This window comes from Butyrivibrio sp. Su6, from assembly GCF_900108105.1.
In the GTDB taxonomy this organism is placed as follows: Bacteria; Bacillota; Clostridia; order Lachnospirales; family Lachnospiraceae; genus Butyrivibrio.
On sequence record NZ_FNUR01000015.1, the window covers coordinates 1 to 22,825 of the forward strand.

Annotated in this window: 18 protein-coding genes, 1 other RNA gene and 2 pseudogenes; 18 read left to right on the forward strand and 3 right to left on the reverse strand. The window is 40.5% G+C overall.

From position 1 onward, the window contains the following. Window positions 1-174 (reverse strand): annotated as a pseudogene (locus C4S54_RS16470) (IS1634 family transposase); the annotation flags it as partial. A gap of 313 nt (window positions 175-487) precedes the next feature. Here C4S54_RS16470 and C4S54_RS13870 point away from each other — a divergent pair. From C4S54_RS13870 to C4S54_RS13935, 14 genes are all read left to right on the forward strand, one after another. Then, a complete protein-coding gene (locus tag C4S54_RS13870; RefSeq protein ID WP_103870053.1) occupies window positions 488-2,083 on the forward strand; it encodes a xylulokinase in 1,596 nt (531 codons plus the stop codon). A gap of 84 nt (window positions 2,084-2,167) precedes the next feature. Further along, complete coding sequence (locus C4S54_RS13875; protein ID WP_022772347.1) at window positions 2,168-2,863, forward strand: L-ribulose-5-phosphate 4-epimerase; 696 nt, start codon at window positions 2,168-2,170, stop codon at window positions 2,861-2,863. Between the two features lie 40 nt (window positions 2,864-2,903). Continuing rightward, window positions 2,904-3,731 (forward strand): transketolase, encoded by an 828-nt coding sequence (locus C4S54_RS13880; protein WP_103870054.1) that lies wholly within the window; start codon window positions 2,904-2,906, stop codon window positions 3,729-3,731. Further along, window positions 3,728-4,669, forward strand: a complete 942-nt coding sequence (locus C4S54_RS13885; RefSeq protein ID WP_022772350.1) for a transketolase family protein — start codon at window positions 3,728-3,730, stop codon at window positions 4,667-4,669. The genes C4S54_RS13880 and C4S54_RS13885 overlap by 4 nt, the downstream gene beginning before the upstream one ends. Further along, window positions 4,669-5,322, forward strand: a complete 654-nt coding sequence (gene rpe / locus C4S54_RS13890) for a ribulose-phosphate 3-epimerase (RefSeq protein WP_103870055.1) — start codon at window positions 4,669-4,671, stop codon at window positions 5,320-5,322. The genes C4S54_RS13885 and rpe overlap by 1 nt, the downstream gene beginning before the upstream one ends. 16 nt (window positions 5,323-5,338) lie before the next feature. Beyond that, a complete protein-coding gene (locus C4S54_RS13895) occupies window positions 5,339-6,868 on the forward strand; it encodes a bifunctional metallophosphatase/5'-nucleotidase (protein WP_103870056.1) in 1,530 nt (509 codons plus the stop codon). 50 nt (window positions 6,869-6,918) lie between these two features. After that, on the forward strand, window positions 6,919-7,794 hold the full coding sequence (locus C4S54_RS13900; RefSeq protein WP_103870057.1) for a methionyl aminopeptidase: 876 nt from the start codon (window positions 6,919-6,921) through the stop codon (window positions 7,792-7,794). A 27-nt stretch (window positions 7,795-7,821) separates the two neighbouring features. Next, window positions 7,822-9,858 carry a methionine--tRNA ligase gene (gene metG, locus C4S54_RS13905; protein WP_103870058.1) on the forward strand — a complete coding sequence of 679 codons (2,037 nt, stop codon included), beginning with the start codon at window positions 7,822-7,824 and terminating at the stop codon, window positions 9,856-9,858. Window positions 9,859-9,935: 77 nt separating this feature from the next. Further along, window positions 9,936-10,889 carry an alpha/beta fold hydrolase gene (locus C4S54_RS13910; protein ID WP_103870059.1) on the forward strand — a complete coding sequence of 318 codons (954 nt, stop codon included), beginning with the start codon at window positions 9,936-9,938 and terminating at the stop codon, window positions 10,887-10,889. Window positions 10,890-10,941: 52 nt separating this feature from the next. Next, complete coding sequence (locus C4S54_RS13915) at window positions 10,942-11,364, forward strand: GNAT family N-acetyltransferase (protein ID WP_103870060.1); 423 nt, start codon at window positions 10,942-10,944, stop codon at window positions 11,362-11,364. A gap of 3 nt (window positions 11,365-11,367) precedes the next feature. Continuing rightward, the gene (locus tag C4S54_RS13920) at window positions 11,368-12,168 is read left to right on the forward strand and encodes a YesL family protein (protein ID WP_022772359.1); all 801 of its coding nucleotides are present in this window, start codon (window positions 11,368-11,370) and stop codon (window positions 12,166-12,168) included. A 27-nt stretch (window positions 12,169-12,195) separates the two neighbouring features. Next, window positions 12,196-13,638 carry a GGDEF domain-containing protein gene (locus C4S54_RS13925; protein ID WP_103870061.1) on the forward strand — a complete coding sequence of 481 codons (1,443 nt, stop codon included), beginning with the start codon at window positions 12,196-12,198 and terminating at the stop codon, window positions 13,636-13,638. Window positions 13,639-13,835: 197 nt separating this feature from the next. Then, window positions 13,836-14,945, forward strand: a complete 1,110-nt coding sequence (locus C4S54_RS13930; RefSeq protein ID WP_022772361.1) for an ABC transporter ATP-binding protein — start codon at window positions 13,836-13,838, stop codon at window positions 14,943-14,945. Between the two features lie 89 nt (window positions 14,946-15,034). Beyond that, window positions 15,035-16,120 carry a PucR family transcriptional regulator gene (locus C4S54_RS13935; protein ID WP_103870062.1) on the forward strand — a complete coding sequence of 362 codons (1,086 nt, stop codon included), beginning with the start codon at window positions 15,035-15,037 and terminating at the stop codon, window positions 16,118-16,120. Here C4S54_RS13935 and ffs read toward each other — a convergent pair. Beyond that, window positions 16,121-16,361: signal recognition particle sRNA large type (gene ffs / locus C4S54_RS13940), an RNA gene on the reverse strand. After that, a pseudogene (locus C4S54_RS16450) lies at window positions 16,361-16,747 on the reverse strand (RrF2 family transcriptional regulator); the annotation flags it as partial. The pseudogene C4S54_RS16450 and the gene ffs, both read right to left, overlap by 1 nt. Before the next feature lie 89 nt (window positions 16,748-16,836). On the opposite strand from C4S54_RS16450, the gene tadA reads away from it, so the two are divergent. The 4 genes from tadA (at window position 16,837) to C4S54_RS13965 (ending at window position 22,810) form a co-directional block, all read left to right on the forward strand. Beyond that, window positions 16,837-17,361 carry a tRNA adenosine(34) deaminase TadA gene (gene tadA, locus C4S54_RS13950; protein ID WP_103870063.1) on the forward strand — a complete coding sequence of 175 codons (525 nt, stop codon included), beginning with the start codon at window positions 16,837-16,839 and terminating at the stop codon, window positions 17,359-17,361. Beyond that, entirely contained in the window at window positions 17,361-18,872 is a 1,512-nt protein-coding gene (locus C4S54_RS13955) for an extracellular solute-binding protein (protein WP_103870064.1), read from the forward strand. The genes tadA and C4S54_RS13955 overlap by 1 nt, the downstream gene beginning before the upstream one ends. A gap of 93 nt (window positions 18,873-18,965) precedes the next feature. Beyond that, window positions 18,966-21,257, forward strand: coding sequence for a hydratase (locus C4S54_RS13960; protein ID WP_103870065.1), 2,292 nt, complete (start codon window positions 18,966-18,968; stop codon window positions 21,255-21,257). After that, complete coding sequence (locus C4S54_RS13965) at window positions 21,257-22,810, forward strand: glycoside hydrolase family 9 protein (protein ID WP_103870066.1); 1,554 nt, start codon at window positions 21,257-21,259, stop codon at window positions 22,808-22,810. Before C4S54_RS13960 ends, C4S54_RS13965 begins: the two co-directional genes overlap by 1 nt. Window positions 22,811-22,825 lie beyond the last annotated feature (15 nt).

Consider the following 22,825-nt stretch of genomic DNA (forward strand, 5'->3'; position numbering starts at 1 on the left):
GACGTATTCCTGTGCCCAGGCGTAAGGATCCTGCCCTTTGGCTTTTGCCTTTACTTCATCAAGGTTGCCAAGCTTTTCTACGGTAACAGTTGTGACAGAGCCGTTTGACTTTCTGATAGTTTTCTGAACATAGAATGATGCAGAGTTTTTGGATTTGCTTACTGTTAGTTTCATACTTATATCCTCCAACCCTTATTATACCATACATAGCTACATATAGCCACATATAAAGTGATAAAATTTGACAAAAAAATAAGACTGAAATATCAGTCTTTATGCGGGCTTGAGGGGTATGATGAACTAAGATTTATGAGGCTAGACTGTCAAACTTCCGTGGGAAGTTGTCCTCGAAAAGGGGGCAACTTCTTTTAAAATTAGCGAAATAAATATACACAAAAAGGCGAATACGTATATAATTATCTTGTGTTTACCAAAAACTAAAATATTAGTTATATAAGTAAAAGAATGGGGTAGAAGGAGAAAAGGTATGGGTGACGTAAAAAAGCTTATTGAAGAGGGGAAGACTTTTCTTGGAATCGAGTTCGGCTCTACAAGAATCAAAGCTGTTTTAACAGATGAAGACTATAATCCAATAGCATCCGGCTCACATGGTTGGGAGAACAGGCTGGACAACGGAATCTGGACATATACACTTGATGATATCTGGGGCGGCCTTCAGGATTGCTATAAGGGTCTTAAAGATGATGTTGAAAAGAAATACGGCATTAAGCTGGTGGGCGTGGGGGCTATGGGCTTTTCTGCCATGATGCATGGTTATATGGCATTTGATAAAGAGGGAAACCTTCTTGTGCCATTCAGAACATGGAGAAATACAATAACAGAGGAAGCTTCTGACAAACTTACAGAGGTTTTCGGATATCATATTCCACAGAGATGGAGCATTGCCCACCTCTATCAGGCTATTCTTAATAAGGAAGAGCACGTTTCAAAAGTTGATTTCTTTACTACTCTTGCCGGATATATTCATTGGCAGCTTACAGGAGAAAAAGTTCTTGGAGTTGGCGATGCTTCCGGAATGTTCCCTATTGATTCAAAAACATGCGATTACAACAAAAAGATGGTTGAGCAGTTCGATGAACTGGTTGCATCATATTCTTTTGACTGGAAACTTTCTGACATCCTTCCAAAGTCACTTCCTGCAGGTGAAAGAGCTGGTTTTCTTACAGAAGAAGGCGCCAAAAAGCTTGATCCATCAGGAGATTTGAAGGCTGGTATCCCGGTTTGTCCTCCTGAAGGAGATGCCGGAACAGGAATGGTAGCAACCAACTCAGTTGGAGTTAGAACAGGTAATATTTCTGCTGGAACTTCAGTATTTTCAATGGTTGTTTTGGAGCATGACCTTTCAAAGGCATATCCTGAGCTTGACCTTGTTACAACACCATCAGGAGAGCAGGTTGCAATGGTTCACTGCAACAACTGCACATCTGATCTCAACGCATGGGTATCTCTGTTTAGAGAGTTTGCAGGAGCAATCGGAAAAGACATTGATGATGACACATTATATGGAACACTTTACCGCAAAGCTATGGAAGGTGATGCTGACTGCGGCGGACTTCTTGCTTACAACTACTTCTCAGGGGAGAGTATTACAGGATTTAATGAGGGAAGACCTCTGTTTGTGAGAAGACCTGATGATAAATTCAATCTTTCTAACTTTATGAGAACACATCTTTATACTGCACTTGGTGCTCTAAAGGCAGGAAATGACATCCTTATGAAAGAAGAAAATGTTAAGGCAGACTTCTTCTTTGGACAGGGAGGTTTCTTCAAGGTAAGAGGCGTTGGCGACAGAGTAATGGCAGCAGCGCTCAATACTCCTATTAAACTTATGGAGACAGCTGGAGAGGGTGGCCCTTGGGGACAGGCAATCCTTGCAGGATTCATGATGCAGAAAAACGATGGTGAGACTCTTGAAAAATATCTTGCTGATAAGGTGTTTGCAAGCGGAAAGGTTGAGACCTGCGAACCAAATAAAGAAGATGTTGCAGGCTTTGACGATTTTATGAAAGATTACAACGCAGGTCTGGCTATAGAGAGAGCAGCAGTTGATTCATTAAAGTAATGTTATAAATTGATAAGCCTATCGCAATAATTACGAAGATTAATTAGCGGTCTGATAATAGAATAAACATTGGAGCGTAGAAAAATGTTAGAAGAATTAAAGAAAAAAGTTTATGAAGCAAACATATTGTTACCTAAGTATGGACTTGTAACTTTTACCTGGGGAAATGTAAGTGCGATTGACAGAGAGAGCGGTCTTTTTGTTATCAAGCCAAGTGGCGTTGACTATGATACCATGACTCCTGACGATATGGTTGTTATGGATCTTAATGGCAACAAGGTTGAGGGTAAATTAAACCCATCATCCGATACACCTACACATGTTGAGATCTACAAAGCATTTAAGGAAGTAGGCGGTGTTGTTCACACACATTCATCCTATGCTACAAGCTGGGCTCAGGCAGGAAGAAGCATTCCCTGCTATGGAACAACTCATGCGGATTACTTCTATGGTGAGATACCATGTGTAAGATGTCTTACAAAGGAAGAAATCGAATCTGCTTACGAAGAGAACACAGGACATCTTATTGTGAATGAGTTTGAGCGCATGGGAAAAGACCCTGTGGCTGTACCTGCAGTTCTTTGCAAAAACCACGGTGTATTTACCTGGGGCAAGGATGCGCATGAAGCAGTTCATAACGCAGTAGTTACAGAAGAGGTTGCAAAAATGGCCTATAGGTGCGAAACTATTAATCCGGAAGTGAAGCCAGCTCCACAAGAACTTCAGGATAAGCATTATTACCGTAAACACGGCGCCAATGCTTATTATGGACAAAAGTAATCACTTAGCGAGGGCAGAAAAATAGAAAGGAAAAATAATTATGACCAATCAGGAACTTCAAAAAACAGCTAATGAAGTCAGAAAAAGTATTATCACAGCACTTCATGCAGCTGGGGCAGGACATCCGGGCGGATCTCTGTCATCAACAGATATTTTCACTTATCTTTACTTCGAAGAAATGAATATCGATCCTAAGGACACAAAGAATGCTGACCGCGATCGTTTCGTTCTTTCAAAGGGACATTGTGCTCCTGGCCTTTACTCAGTAATGGCAGAGAGAGGATATTTCCCTAAGGAGGAGCTTACAACTCTTCGTAAACTTGGTTCAAGACTTCAGGGACATCCAAGCATGCAGTATCTTCCAGGTCTTGACATGAGCAGTGGATCTCTTGGACAGGGAATCTCAGCAGCTTGTGGTATGGCTCTTTCAGCTAAGCTTGATAACAAGTCATTCCGTGTATACACACTCCTTGGTGACGGAGAGCTTGAAGAGGGACAGGTTTGGGAAGCAGCTATGTTTGCCGGATTCAGAAAACTTGATAACCTCTGCGTAATCGTAGATAACAACGGATTACAGATTGATGGACCTATTGATAAGGTATGTTCTCCTTATCCTATCGATGAGAAGTTTAAAGCATTTAACTTCCATGTAATCAACATTGATGGTCATAATTTTGATGAAATAAGAAAAGCTTTTGAAGAAGCTAAGAATACAAAGGGACAGCCTACAGCTATCATTGCTCACACAGTTAAGGGCAAGGGCGTTTCATTTATGGAGAATCAGGTAGGTTGGCATGGCAAAGCTCCTAACGATGAAGAGTTTAAGCTTGCTATGGAAGAATTAGAAAGGACAGGTGCAGCACTATGAGCGATGTAAAGAAAATAGCAACAAGAGAGAGTTATGGTAATGCTCTTGCAGAACTCGGTGATGAGTATCCTAACCTTGTAGTTTTAGATGCTGACCTTGCAGCTTCAACAAAGACAGCAGTTTTCCAGAAGAAATTCCCTGAAAGACACATTGATTGTGGTATTGCAGAGTGCAACATGATGGGTATCGCAGCAGGACTTGCAACAACAGGAAAGATTCCTTTCGTTAGTTCTTTTGCAATGTTCGCAGCAGGACGTGCATTTGAACAGGTTCGTAACTCAGTAGGATATCCTCATCTTAACGTTAAGATTGGTGGAACACATGCCGGAATCACAGTTGGTGAGGACGGAGCCAGCCATCAGTGTAACGAAGATTTCGCTCTTATGAGCGTAATCCCTGGAATGGTTGTTATGTGCCCTGCTGATGACATTGAAGCAAAGGCTTGCGTACGTGCAGCAGTTGAGCATGAAGGCCCTGTTTATATCAGATTTGGCCGTGCTGCATGCAGCATCATTAATGACAGACCTGATTACAAATTTGAAATTGGAAAAGGAAATGTTGTCAGAGAAGGAAAAGATGTTACAATAGTAGCTACAGGAATTTGCGTAGATTCAGCTTTAAGTGCAGCAGAAATGCTTGCTAAAGATGGCATTTCAGCAGAAGTAATCAATATCTGCACAATCAAGCCTCTTGATAAAGAGCTTGTAGCAGCATCTGCCAAGAAGACAGGCAAAGTTGTAACAGTTGAGGAACATTCCGTTATAGGCGGACTTGGAAGCGCTGTATGCGATGCACTTTCTGAACTTGCACCTACTCCTGTAAAGAAACTCGGAATGCAGGATACATTCGGCGAGTCAGGAACAGCTTCAGAACTTGTTCATAAGTATGGACTTGACGGCGAGGGTGTATACGCATCAGTAAAGGAATTCCTTAAGTAATGATAATTTTAAGCCCTTCAATTTTATCTGCAGATTTTACCGTGCTTGGACAGCAGATCACAGAAGCTGACAAGGCCGGAGCAGAGTATATTCATATTGATGTTATGGATGGCACATTTGTGCCATCCATTTCCTATGGTATGCCGGTTATCAAAAGTATAAGAAAGGTAACTGACAAAGTCTTTGATGTGCATCTTATGATCACAGATCCTATCAGGTATATAAAGGATTTTGTAGATTCCGGAGCAGACCTTATAACTTTCCATCTTGAGGCCACCTCAAATCCACAGGCAGTAATTGATGAAATCCATAAAAATGGTAAAAAAGCCGGATTATCCATAAAACCGGGCACTTCGGTTAACGAACTCATTCCATATCTTGACAAGGTTGAAATGATTCTTATAATGACTGTTGAACCAGGTTTTGGTGGACAGAAATTTATTGCTGAAACAATGGATAAGATCCGTAAAACCAGACAAATGTTAGATGAAAAAGGTCTTTCAACTGATCTGGAAGTTGATGGCGGAATCAATTGTGACAATTTAAAAGAAGTTATAGACGCTGGAGCGAATGTTATTGTAGCTGGATCAAGTATATTCAAAGGAAACATAACAGAGAATATAGATAACTTCAAGGCTATAATCAGCAGATGAAAGGATTTTTTAATTAATGCACATCATTTTTACATCTGATACACATGGACATGTGTATCCAATTAACTACGCTACCAATTGCCCCGAGAATGCGGGGCTTTTTTGCATAGCTGCACAAATTTCCAAAGACGGAAATACACTCATTTTGGATGGAGGAGACTCCCTTCAGGGAACACCTCTTCTTTCCTATTATTTAGAGCATAAGGACGAATATGATTTCAACCCTGCAGCAGAAGGTTTTAACGCTATGGGGCTTGATTACTATACACTTGGCAATCATGACTTTAATTTTGGTTATGATGCTATCCTTGATTTTGTTACTGCTATGAATGCAACACTTATCTCTGCAAATGTAGAGGATAAGAGAAACGCCCTTGGAATAAAGAAGCATGTGATTCATGCACTTGAGGATGGCACCAAAGTCGGAATCACAGGAGCTGTTACAGGATACGTTAATGTCTGGGAACAGAAGGACCACCTTACAGAGCTCGTGGTTTCTGATCCTGTTGAGGCAGTAAAAAAAGAACTTGAAATAATGAAGGATAAATGCGACATAACAGTTTGCATTTACCACGGAGGCTTCGAGGAAGATCTTTCATCCGGAGAGCTTTTATCTGATACTACAGAGAATCAGGCATGCAAGATCATGAGAGAACTTGGTTTTGACATTGTTCTTACAGGCCATCAGCACATGGCTGTTGAGGGTATCAGCATAGAGGGCAGCTACGGTGTTCAGCCACCGGCAAAGGCTATGAAGTACTGCGAAGTATTTGCTGACAAGAAGGATGGTGCCTGGGATATCACATCAAGTCTTGTTCCGGTAAAAGAACCTGATGCAAAATATGCTGAAATCGCTAAAGCCCATGATTTCATGGATGACCTCAACTCAAAGATTCAGAAATGGCTCGATGAGCCGATCGGATGCCTTGAAAAGGCTATCGATCCTGAGCCAAAGCTTGAAGTTGCCATAAAGGGAAGTAAGGTTGCTGCAATATTTAATCAGGTGCAGCTTGAATATACAGGTGCTGACTTCTCATGCACTAGTCTGTCCAATGATCCTCTTGGACTTAAGAAGGATATAACAGTAAGGGACGTTCTTGGAATTTACCAGTTCTCCAATACTGTTGAGGTAAAAGAAGTTACAAAGGCTGTAATCAAACAGGCTCTTGAGAGATGTGCTGAATATTTTGAAATCGATGAAGATGGAAAGCTTAAGATTTCAAATATCTTTTTACAGCCTAAGATCGAGCATTACAACTACGATTTCTATGCAGGACTTGAGTATGTTCTGGATATTACAAAGCCTCTCGGCGAGAGAGTTACTCTTTTAAGGAAGATTGATGGAACTGAGCTTGAGGACAATAAGACATACACACTTGTTACCAGCAATTACAGAGCTACAGGTACCGGCGGATATGCGTGCATAGGAAACAGCAAAACAGTAAAGAGCTTTCCTGATGAGATGCCGGATCTTTTGATTGACTACCTTAGAAGGAACAGTCCTGTTAAGGAGATAGTTAACAGCAAGTTGACAGTTAAAGCCTGAAAAGGCATACTATACTTGTGAAATTATCGTTTTTATGAAGAAGGAATGCTATGTATAAAAGATTAGAAAGAAACGATGCCTGTTGGTGCGGCAGTGGCAAAAAATATAAGAGTTGCCATGCTGCTTTTGACGATAAACTGATACAGTTCGAGCATCAGGGAATGATAATCCCTGACAGAAGTCTTTTCAAAACTGAAAAGGATATTGAAGGTATCAAAAAGAGTGCAGTCATAAATATGGCTGTTTTGGATGAGATCGGTGAAAAGATCCATGCCGGAATGAGCACTCAGGAAATAGATGATATTGTTTATAACACAACTACCAAGATGGGAGGAATCCCTGCAGATCTTAACTACGAGGGATTTCCTAAGAGTGTATGCACCTCTATTAATGAAGAAGTGTGCCACGGAATTCCATCTAAAGATATTATCCTTAAGGATGGCGACATAATAAATGTTGACTGTTCTACTATACTTGATGGCTATTTCTCTGATTCATCACGAATGTTTTGCATAGGTGATGTTTCTCCTGAGAAAAAGAGACTTGTAGATGTTACCAAAGAGTGCCTTGAAGAGGGACTTAAGGCAGTTAAGCCATGGACACCTATCGGAGATATGGGCAATGCAGTTCATCAGCATGCCTTAAAGAATGGATATACTGTAGTCAGAGAGATTGGCGGACATGGATGTGGAAACGCTTTCCATGAAGAACCTTTTGTAAGCTTTGTAAGTAAGCCGGGAACAGGAATGCTCATGGTTCCGGGTATGGTATTTACAATTGAACCTATGGTAAACATGGGAACTAACGAGATATTCATTGATGAGGACAACGATTGGACTGTTTATACAGCAGATCTTAAGCCATCAGCACAGTGGGAAGTAGAGCTTTTGGTAACTGAGACAGGCTATGAGCTTTTGTGCTGGTAATTGATATAGAAAGACGAGGTTTATTTAATGCAGAATAAGGGTAAATACTATATTACAACTGCAATAGCTTATACATCAGGTAAGCCACACATCGGAAACAGCTATGAGATAGTGCTTGCTGATGCTATTGCAAGATATAAGAGAAGAGATGGATTTGATGTTCATTTCCAGACAGGATCAGATGAGCACGGACAGAAGATCGAGACAAGAGCGATCGAGGCAGGATGCAGCTCACCTAAGGAATTTGTAGATCAGGTTTCAGACACAATAAAGGGTCTTTGGAACCTCATGGATACATCATATGACAGATTCATCAGAACAACAGATGATGATCATGTTAAACAGGTTCAGAAGATATTCAAAAAGTTCTATGATCAGGGCGATATTTATAAGGGATCATACAAGGGAATGTACTGTACTGAGTGTGAGGCTTTCTATACAGAGTCTCAGCTTAAGGACGGAAAGTGCCCGGAGTGCGGCGGCCCTGTTCATCCTGCAGAGGAAGAGGCATATTTCTTTAAAATGAGCAAATATGCTGACAGACTTATTGAGTATATCAACACACATCCTGAGTTTATTCAGCCTGCATCAAGAAAGAATGAGATGATGAACAACTTCCTTCTTCCGGGCTTACAGGATCTGTGCGTTTCAAGAACGTCTTTCAAATGGGGAATCCCAGTTGATTTCGATGAAAAGCATGTAGTATATGTATGGCTTGATGCCCTTACAAACTATATCACAGGAATCGGTTATGATGCTGACGGTAACAGCTCAGAAGAGTACAAAAAGTGGTGGCCCGCTGACCTTCATCTTATTGGAAAAGACATTATAAGATTCCATACAATTTACTGGCCTATTTTCCTTATGGCACTTGGTGAGCCACTTCCTAAGCAGGTATTTGGTCATCCATGGCTTCTTCAGGGCGGTGAAAAGATGAGTAAGTCAAAGGGCAACGTTATCTATGCAGATGACCTTGTTAGTCTCTTTGGCGTAGACCCTGTAAGGTACTTTGTTCTTCATGAGATGCCGTTCGATAATGATGGTGTTATCACATGGGAGCTTTTAGTAGAAAGATTCAACTCAGATCTTGCAAATACACTTGGAAACCTTGTAAACCGTACTATTGCTATGAGCAATAAGTATCTTGGCGGCGTTGTGGCTGACAAGAACGTTACAGAGGCAGTAGATGCTGATCTTAAGGCTGTTGTAACAGGATGCTATGCAAAAGTAGAAGCAAAGATGGATGAGCTTCGAGTTGCAGATGCACTTACAGAGATATTTGCACTGTTCAAGAGATGCAATAAATACATTGATGAGACAGAGCCTTGGGTACTTGGAAAAGACGAGAGCAAAAAGGACAGATTATCAACAGTTCTTTATAACCTTGTAGAAGCTATTTCAATTGGCGCAGCTCTTCTTGATCCATTTATGCCTGAGACAGCACAGAAGATAAAAGAGCAGCTTAATACTCCTGATAGAGATTTTGATACTCTTGGTACATTTGGCGTTTGCAAGAATGATACAAAAGTTACTGAGAATCCAGAGATGCTTTTTGCTCGTAAGGATTTAAAGGATGTCCTTGAGAAGGCTGCAGAGATAACCAAGAAGCAGAAGGAAGAGTTTGAGAGAACACAGGCTGAAGCTGCAAAGAACCTTGCTAAGGCAGGACTTGCTCCGGCAACTCCTGTAAAGGCACAGGAGAGCGAGAAGGCAGAGGCTATTGATATCCCTGCAAAAGAAGAGATTACTTTTGACCAGTTTGGAGCAATGCAGTTCCAGGTTGGTGAAATCATCAAATGTGAAGCAGTTGAGAAGTCCAAGAAGCTTCTTTGTTCACAGGTTAAGATCGGAAGCCAGGTTAAACAGATCGTATCAGGAATCAGAAAGTACTATTCTCCTGAAGAGATGGTCGGCAAGAAGGTAATGGTTCTTGTAAACCTTAAGCCTGCTAAGCTTGCAGGAGTAATGTCAGAGGGAATGCTTCTTTGCGCAGAGGATGCAGAAGGAAATCTTGCCCTTATGACACCTGAAAAAGATATGCCATCAGGAGCAGAAATCTGCTGATAATATGATTTTCGAGCGAAGCTTTGGAATAAATGGTATCATATAAGTATACAAACAATTATGGGGAGGTTTTTCCAATGGTACGCAAAGAGGAATTGACTTACAAATCAAGGGACAGACAGACCATGCTCCATGCAGTCAGATGGATACCTGAAGATAAGCCGGTAGCTATCTTGCAGATCATTCATGGAATGCAGGAATTCATTGATCGTTATGAAGAGTTTGCGAACTTTTTGGCAGAAAAAGGCATACTTGTAATGGGGAACGATCATTTAGGACATGGCGGATCTGTTGCAGCCGGAAAGGGTACCTATGGTTTCTTTTGCAAAGACGACCCTGCAACGGTGCTTGTACGTGACGCTCACAGATTAAAGAAGATGACTCAGGAAGAGTATCCGGGAGTTCCGGTATTTATCCTTGGTCACAGCTTTGGATCTTTTGTGGCAAGAGAGTACATCACACGCTATGGCACAGGTATAAATGGTGCGATAATTCAGGGAACTGCTGCTATGCCAAGCGGAACAGTTAAGTCTTTGAGCACTTTGGTAAGTGTTTTACAGGTTATTTTTGGAACAAAGTATCGTTCTGAGATGATCAATAACATGGCATTTAAGGGATATTTAAAGAAGATCCCTGATCACAAGACAAAGTTTGACTGGCTTTCACACAATGAAGAAAGCGTTAATAAATATGTTGCTGATCCAAGATGTAACTTCGTTTTCACTCTTAACGGATTCAAGACTATGGCTGAACTTCTGACAAGAATTCAGGATGTTGACAGAATGGAAGATATCCCTAAGAACCTTCCTATTCTCATTACAGGTGGTGCTGAAGATCCTGTTGGAAGTTACGGAGAAGCATTTAGCAAACTTTACGATATTTACAAAAATAAACTTGAGATCAAAGATGTAGAGCTTAAGATTTATGACGGAATGCGTCATGAACTTCAGCAGGAGATTGGAAGAGAAAAAGTATACGAAGATCAGTATGCTTGGATTATGAGAGTGTTAAAGAGTGGCACTGCAAATTGACAGATCAAAAATAATGGTAAGGTGTGCTTACCATTCTGATTGGGATGGGGCGATGAAACTTGCATGGGATACTTTTGCAAGGTTTGACGCCCCTGATTATTCTGAAGAAGGAATAACCAATTTCAGAAATTTTGTAAATGACGATATGCTCAGAAAGATGTTTATCGCCGGGCAATATCAACTTTTTGTTGCGGTTTATAACGATAAATATCTTGGAATGATTTCTCTTAGAGAACGGAAACACATATCACTTCTTTTTGTAGACGGGGATTACCATGATTATGGCATTGGGACTGCGCTTGTAAGATATGTGTCGAAGTATGCTCTTGAAGAAGAGGGGGTGGATGAACTGACAGTCAATGCTGCACCGATTGCTGTTGGTTTTTACCACAAAAGGGGATTTAAGGATGTCGCTGAAGAAATGACGGCCGACGGCATCAGATTCACACCAATGAAGCTTTGTTTGAGGAGTTAACTTATGGGAAAAATTTTTGATTTAGAGAGTCCTTTGATGCGAGCTCTTACAAGACTCGCAGATGTTATGTGGGTAAATATCCTTACTTTGATATTTGCCATACCACTTATTTTTGAGCAGGTTCTTTTCCTTGGCCCGGCACTTGGTCCGGTTCTTTTTGATGGAGCTGAACTTGATTACAACTACTTCCTTAGCGCAGTATTATGGGCATGGATATTTGGAATTATTTGCTCAAGTATCTTAGGACCTGCATGTACTGCTATGCATTTTGTTCTTTTGAAAATCGTAAGAGATGAAGACAGTTATATTACAAAGACCTACTTCAGATCCTTCAAAGAGAACTTTAAGCAGGGAATGATCCTTCAGATCATTAAATTTGCGATAGCCGGAATCCTTGTTTTGGATTTCTTTATCCTGAATAATTTAAGTGGAATTTACAGATATGCGATCATTGCGCTGAGTGCATTCCTTTATATGGTTTCACTTTACGTATTTCCAATCCTTTCCAAGTTTGTAAATACAAATGCAGCAACCTTAAAGAATTCTTTGCTTATGGCAATACTTGCTTTCCCAAAGACAATTCTTATGACTATCATTTCTGGAATTCCGCTTGTAGTATTTTATTTCTTTGACTTAAAAGCTGTTCCGGTACTGATACTTTTGGGATTTGCCGGACCAAGTTATTTAAATGCAATGCTCTACAATGGAACATTCAAGCGCTTTGAGCCGGAAGAAGAAAGTCTTTCTGAAGAGGAAGAACTCGATGCGGCTATCAAAAAGCTTGATGAGGAAGAGCAGAACTGATTGTCTTTTTTTGATTAGAGGTGACAAATGAAGAAAGCTCTGGTAACATGCGCTACAATAGTGCTTATGTTTGCGGTTTTTATGGGGATTGTTTTTAAATCTTACAGGGAAGTGCTAAGAGATGGCATTTCCACGTATGTTAATGAGACAGTCTCTTCAGAACTTTCTTCATTGATGTACCAAAAAGATATAAATTACATAAGGATCCGTGATTATCAGGATGCCTGTACTAAGGCTCTTGCCGGCTATGATCTTGTTTCAGATAAAAATGTGATTACGAGCTGGCTTGAGCATATAGTGAATAGCACCGACAGCAACACATCTTTTATATGTGATTCTGAAGGCGCAGGGTATAATGAGCGCGGAAAAACTGTAGATTTATCTGATTATAGTTTCTTTGAGCAGGTTATCGGAGGATTTGATGTTGGAAGCTCCGGCGTGCTCGTTATCAATGAAGATACCTTTGGTGGCAGAAGCGTTGCCTTTGTAAATGGATTGAATTTATCGCAAGAAAACAAAGGGTATCTTATATCTATTCTCAATATCGAGAGTTTATCAGAAGGAATATTTGAAAAACAGGAGCTTATCGACTACGGCGCGTGGGTTGCTGTCAGAGGACATATCCTTACAGAGTATGGAGAAAGACTGCGCAATAATGATGCGGACATTGATTTTATCTGGGAGGCTTTGCCGGAAGGTTCTGATCAGAACAAATTCCAGCATGCTATAGCTCAGCGTAATCCATTTTTTGAAGAAATGCCTAACTACGGGTACATCATTACAGTACCGGCGCCTCTTTCCGGAGGTGCGCTCGTAGCTCTTATCAGCTATAGGAACATGAACAGAGCCTTAGATGAGCCTCTTCATGATTATTATGCTATGTATATTTGGGTTATGGTGCTTCTTGTACTTCTCTGCGTAAGTCTGTTTTTGGGACATCTTATAGCTACATTTTTTAGCAAAAGAAACAGAAACAAGAAGGACAGAGATACCAAGACAGGTCTTTTGACTGAAGAATCAACCGAAAGACAGATTAATTCTTATCTGGATTCCTCAGAGGGAAAATATGGCCTGATGTTCCTTATCGATATTAATGGACTAAAAGATCTGCGAATAGCAAAAGGTGAAGATAGTGTTGATGCAGTTATTGTTGGTTTTGCCAAAAAGCTATCTGAAAAATACAGGGTGTCAGATGTTGTCGGCGCATTTGACAACGGTGAGTTTGTTGTTTTTATGAAAGATATAAGTGCCGGAAAGGATATCAGAAAGCAAGTTGATTCAATGGTAATGCTCACGCATGATTTCAAGACCATGAAGGGAAATGAAGATGGAGTAGTTTACTTGAGTGTTGGCGGAGCTGTGGCTCCTAAAGATGGTAAAAAATACTCTAATCTTCTCGCTGCATCAAAAGCGGCTTTAACAGAGTCGAAAGCTCGTGGAGCAGGTCAGGTAGTCTTTTATCACGAATAGGCAATGGTCAAATTGCATATAGAATTTTTAGATTCTTCGTCAATATTTCAGAATTGTGGAAAAGTCGCCTGATTGCTAGTCAGTTTTGCTAATGAATTGTAAAATATTTGTGAAATAAGTGAATAGTAAATAAACACCTCCGCCGCTATACTTGTTTATAGCATTAAGCTATTGATGAATTAGGAGGAATATAAGGTATGGCAAGTTTATCACTTGAGCATGTAACTAAAGTATATCCTAATGGTTTTGAGGCTGTTAAAGACTTCAACCTTGAGATTCAGGATAAAGAATTTATTATTTTCGTAGGACCTTCAGGATGCGGAAAGTCAACAACACTTCGTATGATCGCTGGACTTGAAGATATCTCTTCAGGAACACTTAAGATCGGTGACAGAGTTGTTAACGACGTTGAGCCTAAGGACAGAGATATTGCGATGGTATTCCAGAACTACGCTCTGTATCCTCACATGACAGTATATGATAACATGGCATTTGGACTTAAGCTTAGAAAAGTTCCAAAGGCTGATATTGATAAGATGGTTAGAGAAGCTGCTAAGATCCTTGACCTTGAGAAGCTCCTTGATCGTAAGCCAAAGGCTCTTTCAGGTGGACAGAGACAGCGTGTTGCTATGGGACGTGCTATCGTTCGTAACCCTAAGGTATTCCTTATGGACGAACCTCTTTCAAACCTTGATGCAAAGCTCCGTGTACAGATGAGAACAGAGATCGCTAAGCTTCACCAGAGACTTGGCACAACAATCATCTACGTTACACATGACCAGACAGAGGCTATGACTCTTGGTACAAGAATCGTAGTTATGAAGGACGGTGTTGTTCAGCAGGTTGATACACCTCAGAACCTCTATGATAAGCCAGGCAACCTCTTCGTTGCTGGATTCATGGGATCACCTCAGATGAACTTCCTTGATGCAGAAGTTGAAGTACAGGGCGACAAGGCTTGCCTCAAGATCGCTGGCCAGTCAATCGAACTTCCACCTGCAAAGGCTAAGAAGGTTATCGAGGGAGGCTACGCTGGAAAGACTGTTACATTCGGTATCCGTCCAGAAGATGTTGACGATTCAGAGATGGTTGTTAACACATCAAAGGCTGTATTTGAGTCAACAATCAACGTATACGAGCTTCTTGGTGCAGAAGTTTATCTGTACTTTGATCTTGATAAGTTCCCTATCACAGCTAGAGTTGATTCTCGTACAACAGCTAGACCTGGCGATAAGGTTAAGTTTGCATTCGATGTTGAGAAGATCCACATCTTCGACAAAGAGACAGAGAAGACAATCACAAACTAATATTAAAAATGGGAAGGCTATCGCGCGAGCGATAGCCTTTTTTTCATGCATTATGTTATACTTATGTTATATTGCAAGGAGGTAGACAGATGATTTCTGCGCAGACTATCAAGGGAAGTATAGATGAGTTAGGAGCAATTACAAAAGTTGAGCTTTGTGTTATGGACTTAAATGGTGATATTGTAGCTTCTACCACTGAACGGGATATACTTGATATTTCAATAATTACAAGTTTTGCACAATCTCCGGTTGATTCACAGGTTATTGGAGATGTTCATCTGTTTAAGATACTTGATGAAGGTGAGCCGGCTTACGTTCTTTTAGCAAAAGGTGACAGTGAGCACGCATATATGGTTGGTAAGATTGGAGTTAGTCAGCTTCAGAATCTTATCGTAGCCTATAAGGAGAGGTACGACAGAAATAACTTCTTCCAGAATCTGCTCCTTGATAATATGCTTCTTATTGATGTATATAACAGAGCACGCAAACTTAAGGTAGAAGTTAATGTACCAAGAGTTATCATTTTGGTCGAGGTTAAGCATTCCAATGATAATACTGCACAGGAACTTCTCGGAAGCATGTATGCACCACATACAGGTGATTATGTAACTGCTGTCGATGAGAACAGCGTTATATTGATAAAGTCTCTTGCTAAGTCTCAGACATATGAAGAGGTTCAAAAGATTGCCACAACAATTGTGGACATGATGAACACTGAGGCTATGCTCGATGTAAGGGTATCCTACGGAACTATAGTGGATGAACTTAAGGATTTGAGTAAGTCATACAAAGAGGCCAAGATGGCTCTTGAAGTTGGAAGAATATTCTATGCTGAAAAGAGAGTAAACGCCTATAACACTTTGGGCATTGGAAGACTTATCTATCAGCTTCCTGAGAGTCTTTGCCGAATTTTCATCGATGAGATTTTTGGTGGAAAAGAAGTTCCGGATGATCTTGATGAAGAGACTTTAAATACAATCAATAAATTCTTTGAGAACAATCTTAATGTCTCTGAGACTTCAAGACAGCTTTTTGTTCATAGAAATACACTTGTCTATAGAATTGAAAAACTGGAAAAGAGCTCTGGACTTGATGTTAGAAAATTTGATGATGCACTTACATTTAAGATTGCTCTTATGGTAATAGGATATATGAAATACCTGGAAAACAGGTAAAAAAGAAGCGGTTCTGTGAAGGACGCATGCACGTTGACTTCAGGCAGAATAAGGCAACCTTACAACACATGGAAGGTTCTACTTAGTGCTGCTTCGTTCCCGACCTGACACGGTTCGTAGATTTCCATTGCATAAGACCCGATTCTGCACAAAAGGACTGCTACATGCACCCTTCACAAAACCGCTTTATTACTATACTTTGTTTTTTGTATATTGTCAATTTTGATCTATTAAATCTTGAAGACTATAGCTGTTGATGTAGTCATTTACTACCTTATCGAGCCCGGCCCAAAAAGGAAGAGTTGAACAGGAATCCGATAATGGACAAGGATTTCCTTCACTACCGGAAACACATTCGATAGGAGTAAGGCTTCCCTCAACAGTTCGAAGGATATCGCCAATATTACAATCTTTAGGTTCTCTTGCCAGGCGGTACCCACCATTGTTTCCACGCATACTAAGTAAAAAACCTGCCTTGTTAAGACCAGAAACAATCTGTTCAAGATATTTAACTGTGATATTCTGGCGATTCGATATATCTTTAAGTGAAATGAATTCCCCATTGTCGTGAAGAGCAATATCCATCATGACTTTGAGGGCATAACGACCTTTGGTGGAAATTTTCATTTATATGACCTCTGAAACAATATATAATAATCATGTGAAAATATGACATGTATATCATATAATAACAAAAAAAGAAATCAATTACTACTATGAAATTACAAGCAAAATCAAGAGTTATAAACGAAGAACAAGAAGATAATAAGTATATGAAAGCTGCAATAGCGCAGGCTAAAAAGGCATATAAACTTGGGGAGGTGCCGATAGGATGCGTTATTGTTTATGAAGGAAGGATTATAGGAAGGGGATACAACAGGCGTAATACAGACAAGACTCCGCTTGCTCATGCAGAGATAACAGCTATAAAAAAGGCAGTTAAAGTCATGAAGGATTGGAGACTTGAGGAGTGTAAGCTCTATGTTACTTTGGAGCCTTGCCAGATGTGTGCGGGAGCAATTGTACAGGCGAGGATACCGGAGGTCATTATGGCTGCAGAAAATCCGAAAGCTGGTTGCGCAGGTTCTGTAATGGATATTCTGAATAATCCGGATTTTAATCATCAGGTTACAGTGAAAAAGGGAGTTTTGAAGGAGGAGTGTAGCAAACTATTAAAAGATTTTTTTGTTGAACTTCGTGCAAGAAATAAGGCATTGAAGGAGCAGAAAGGAAATCTCTAGTGAGAACAAGGATTTTTACTAGCTTAATTGTTCTTGGGATGCTGATAGCATGTGCAGCCTGTGGAGCAAAAGAAAATGACTACACCAAAAACCCGGTTACTATTACATACTTAACAATTGGTGAAAAGCCATCTAACGGAAGGACTGAGGAAGTAATAAAAGAACTGAATTCAATTCTTGAAAAAGAAGTGAATGCAAGGCTTGATATCTATTACATTCCTTGGAAAGACTATCTGGAAAATTATAATATTGCGTTGGATTCAGGAGATGTTGATCTGGATTTGGTCGGTACCGGAAGCGACTGGCTGGATGCCTGGCCGAATACGATAAAAGGCAACTTTTTACCTCTTTCAAAAGATATGTTGCAAGAGTACTGTCCACAAACATATTCCAACATAAAAAAAGAAGAATGGGAAAAATGTTCATACAACGGAAGTATTTATATGATTCCGGAGAATGAATATACCCAGTGGATAAATCACGGATTTATATACAGGAAAGATCTAGCCAGAGAGGCTGGGCTTGACAGGGTTAAATCATGGTCAGATCTGGATAAGTATCTTAAATATGTGAAAAAAGCTCATCCTGATATGTTGCCTTGGGATGCGGATGGTAAGACAGTGATACATACTTTGGGCTACCTTATGTCCGTAAGGAAGTATGCGCCTATTTATGAACTGAGCACATACGGAATCTGGGGAGCCTATACCGATGATCTGAAAACCATAGTTTCTCCTTATTATACAGGTGATGAGTTTTTGGAATATGCAAAACTCATGAAGGATTGGGATGAAAGTGGTATATGGAGAGATGACTTTAGATTTACCGGGGATAACACAGAAGAGTTTTTCTCTGGATATACGAGTGTTGTTCAGCACCATACACAGAAGTATTACTCAGAAATAAAGCCTACAATGGATGTAATGATCCCTGACGCAGAAACGGATTTTTTCTGGTTTGGTGAAGAAAACAGCAATTTGATGAGAAACAGTATTCTCCACGGAGCAATGGCTGTTTACAGCGGATCTAAAAATCCTGAAAAAGCGCTTATGGTATATGACCTTCTAAGAAATGATCCAAGATGCTACAGATTGATCAATTATGGAATAGAGGGTGTCCAATACGAGGTCAATAAAAACGGATTATTGGAAAAGCCCAGCGGATATAATGCTGATAGAGATGAGATTGTCACGAATTTCTGGTGGGGAAGAAGGGATGCCCTTGAAATCCAGGATTCCTCATACAATTGGAATGAATATTATGATCTGATTGATACATATGATAGAAATGCCTATTCGTACCCGTGGGATAGCGTTCCTTTTTCAACAGAGGATATCAATAAAGAGATAAAATCCATAGTAGAAGTGTTCGACAAATACCTTCCGGCGATAACTTATGGTCAGTATGATGTGACACCTGAAGAAGAGGTGACGATTTTCAGACAAGAGCTAAAAGAGGCTGGAATCGAGGAAGTTACTGCAAAGCTTCAGCGAGTTTTGGATTCATATTAAAAAATATCCTACCAAGTAGTGTTTATCTATGGTAGAATAGCGCTTATAAAATTGTATACATGTATAGCGGTTAAAAAGGGTAGGAGGAAAACAATGGTAACAACATACGAAAATGGATGTTTTTTACTAAATGGAACCACACTTGTTTTAGATGATAATGATGCATCTGCAAAGCTTTCTGCAGAAGGTTTTGACGGTGTAACTAAAGAGCAGGCAAAAGAAAATACGATATGTTACGGTATTCTGAAAGCGCATAATACATCCGATAGCATGGATAAGCTTTGCGTTAAATTCGACAAGCTTACTTCACATGACATCACTTATGTTGGAATCATTCAGACTGCAAGAGCTTCAGGACTTACCAAGTTCCCTATTCCTTACGTTCTTACAAATTGCCACAATTCTCTTTGTGCTGTAGGCGGAACAATAAACGAAGATGACCACATGTTTGGACTTACAGCAGCACAGAAGTATGGCGGAATATATGTACCACCTCATCAGGCAGTAATTCACCAGTTTGCAAGAGAGATGCTGGCATCAGGCGGAAGCATGATCCTTGGCTCAGACTCCCATACCAGATATGGAGCTCTTGGAACAATGGCTATCGGTGAGGGCGGACCTGAACTTGTAAAACAGCTTCTTGGACAGACATACGATGTAGATATGCCTGGAGTTGTAGCTATTTACCTTGAAGGTGAGCCTAAGAAGGGGGTTGGACCTCAGGACGTAGCGCTGGCTATTATTGGAAAAGTATTCGGCGATGGATATGTAAAGAATAAAGTAATGGAGTTTGTTGGACCTGGTGTTAAGAACCTTAGCGCTGATTTCAGAATTGGCGTAGATGTAATGACAACAGAAACAACATGCCTTTCATCTATATGGCAGACCGATGATGAGATAAAGGACTTCTATGATATCCACGGAAGAGCAGCTGATTATAAAGAATTAAAACCTGGAAAAGTTGCCTACTATGATGGCCTGGTAAAGGTTGATCTTGGCTCTATCAATCCTATGATCGCTATGCCATTCCACCCAAGTAACGTTTATGAGATTGATGAGGTGAACAGAAACGCAGCTGATATCCTTGCTGATGTAGAGAAAAAAGCAAAGGTAAGCTTTGGTGATAAGGTTGAGTTCTCTCTCATGAATAAGCTTAAAGATGGCAAGTTCATGGTTGACCAGGGAATAATTGCAGGTTGTGCAGGTGGCGGATTTGAAAATATCTGTGCGGCAGCAGATATCCTCAAGGGCAAATTCATAGGAAACGACAGATTTACACTTAGCGTTTATCCTGCATCAACACCGATTTATATGGAAATAGTTAAAAACGGTGCGGCTGCAACTATTATGGAGTCAGGTGCTATATTAAAGACAGCATTCTGCGGACCTTGCTTTGGCGCAGGCGATACTCCTGCCAATAATGCATTCAGCATCAGACATTCAACCAGAAACTTCCCTAACAGAGAAGGTTCCAAGGTTCAGAGCGGACAGATTGCTTCCGTTGCTCTTATGGATGCCAGATCAATTGCTGCAACAGCTGCAAACAAGGGCGTTCTTACACCTGCTACAGAATTTGTGGGTGACTTTAATAAATATAAATATCATTTTGACAGTGCTATCTACAAAAACAGAGTATTTGATTCTCATGGTGTTGCAGATGACAGTGTGGAGCTTCAGCTTGGACCTAACATCAAGGATTGGCCAAGTATGGTTGCCCTTACAGACAATCTCCTTTTGAAGGTTGTATCTGAGATCCATGATCCTGTTACAACTACTGATGAACTTATTCCATCAGGCGAGACATCATCTTATCGTTCAAATCCTCTTGGACTTGCTGAGTTTACACTTTCAAGAAAAGATCCTGCTTATGTGGGTCTTGCTAAGGAAGTATACGCTCAGGAGATAAAGAGACGTGAAAATGTTCCTATGGAAGAGCTTGATCAGGAGCTTGCAGAGGCAGTAAAGACCATAAAGGCTCAGTTCTCTGATGTTAATAATTCCAACACCGGAATTGGTTCAACAATATTTGCAGTAAAACCCGGTGACGGATCAGCCAGAGAGCAGGCTGCTTCTTGCCAGAAGGTACTTGGAGGCTGGGCTAACATTGCCAATGAATACGCTACAAAGCGTTATCGTTCAAACCTTATCAACTGGGGAATGTTACCATTTATAATTGACGAGGGAGAGCTTCCGTTTAAAAATAAAGATTATATTTTTATACCTGGAATCAGAGATGCCGTATATAATAAGAGTGAAGAAATTAAAGCATATGCTGTTTCTGAAAACGGACTTAAAGAGTTTTCATTGAGACTGGGGAATTTGACTGATGATGAGAGGCAGATTATTCTTGATGGATGCTTGATAAATTATAACAGGGTAAAATAATGTTTCTTATTATGAGAGGGAAAAAGAAAACACTGGCAGCAGTCGTTGCTACTGCTGTTATAGGAAGCGCCGCAGGCTGCGGCGCTTCTTCTAGTGATAGTACAATAGAAGTAAGTGAAAAAAAGACAGCCAGTTTTGACTATGAGGCGCCTGTCCAGACGCCCAATATCCTGGTGGATCAGAAAGGTTTTTTACCTGATTCTGATAAAGTTGCAGTATTTAGGGGAAAAGAAATACCGACAACATTTACTGTGAATCGGATCGAGGATGGTACACCGGCTTTCGAGGGCGTTATCCTAAAAGAAACCTATGACGAGGAGCTTGGAGAATCCTATGCTCTTGGGTATTTTACGGATCTTGTGGAAGAAGGAAGTTACTACATTTGCGCAGATTACCTTGGAGAATCCTATTCTTTTTCTATTGCTGAGACCACAGTCTCGGACACTTTCGATGAAGCCTGCAAAAAATTCTATTACAACAGGTGCGGAATAGCGCTTTCTGAAAATTATGCAGGTGAAAGTGGCCACAGTGCCTGCCACACAAACGCAGCCAAACTTCAGGAGGATGAGAGCATCCAGATCGACGTCACAGGCGGATGGCACATGGATGAGCAGGCAGACAGGGACACTAATGTTGGAAGCAAGATTGCTGAGAATTTTCTTTTAGCATATGAAATGGATGAGGAAGCCTTTACAGATGAACTGGGAATCCCTGAGAGTGGCAATGGTATTCCTGATATTTTGGATGAAGTCAGATATGAAGTGGAATGGCTTATCAAAATGCAGGATGATAAGACAGGGGGAGAGCATGGGGCAGCCCTTACAGACAGCAGCAAGGGCGGAGATGTCATAAATTATCCGGTTGTTGTTACCCCGGTTTCAATGGAGGCAACCATCAATTTTGCAGCTACTTTGGCAAGATTTAGTTATTTTTATCAGCAGTACGACGCAGAATTTGCAACAACCTGCCTGAGGGCAGCAGATAAAGCCTGGAACTGCTATAGGGTGAATCAGAACATAACTGATGACCCGCTGGCCTTTAAGGCAGCTACTCAGCTCTATAGGGCAACAGGCAGTGATGCCTATAAAGATGTGATCAACGCATTTTTTACAAAGTCAGATTTTGATGAACTCTTTAACAGTAATGAAGATGTTTTTATCGGATCGGTGACTTACCTTTCCACAAGCCAGGCCGTTGATGTTGATCAGTGCGGTAAGCTCATGAAATGCCTTATGAAAAGGTCTGGTAAAATTGCTGATGAGTCATCAGAGAGTACATATCTTGTGTCTGACCTTGAGTCGGAAGAAGGATTTCTGAATCTTTTATACGACATGAGATGCCTTACCATTACAGATCACATCATATATAATCATGAATACACAACGATCATAGAGAACCATCTTCATTATCTTATGGGAATGAATCCGGATGCTATGAATTATGTTACGGATTCAACCGAGAGGACCTATCAGGATGAAGCCGGAAAATCCGGAATCTTAAATGACCCGAGAAACGATGCTCTGCTTATATTTATGCTAAGCGTTTTAAAGTAACCACTTTTTACTATC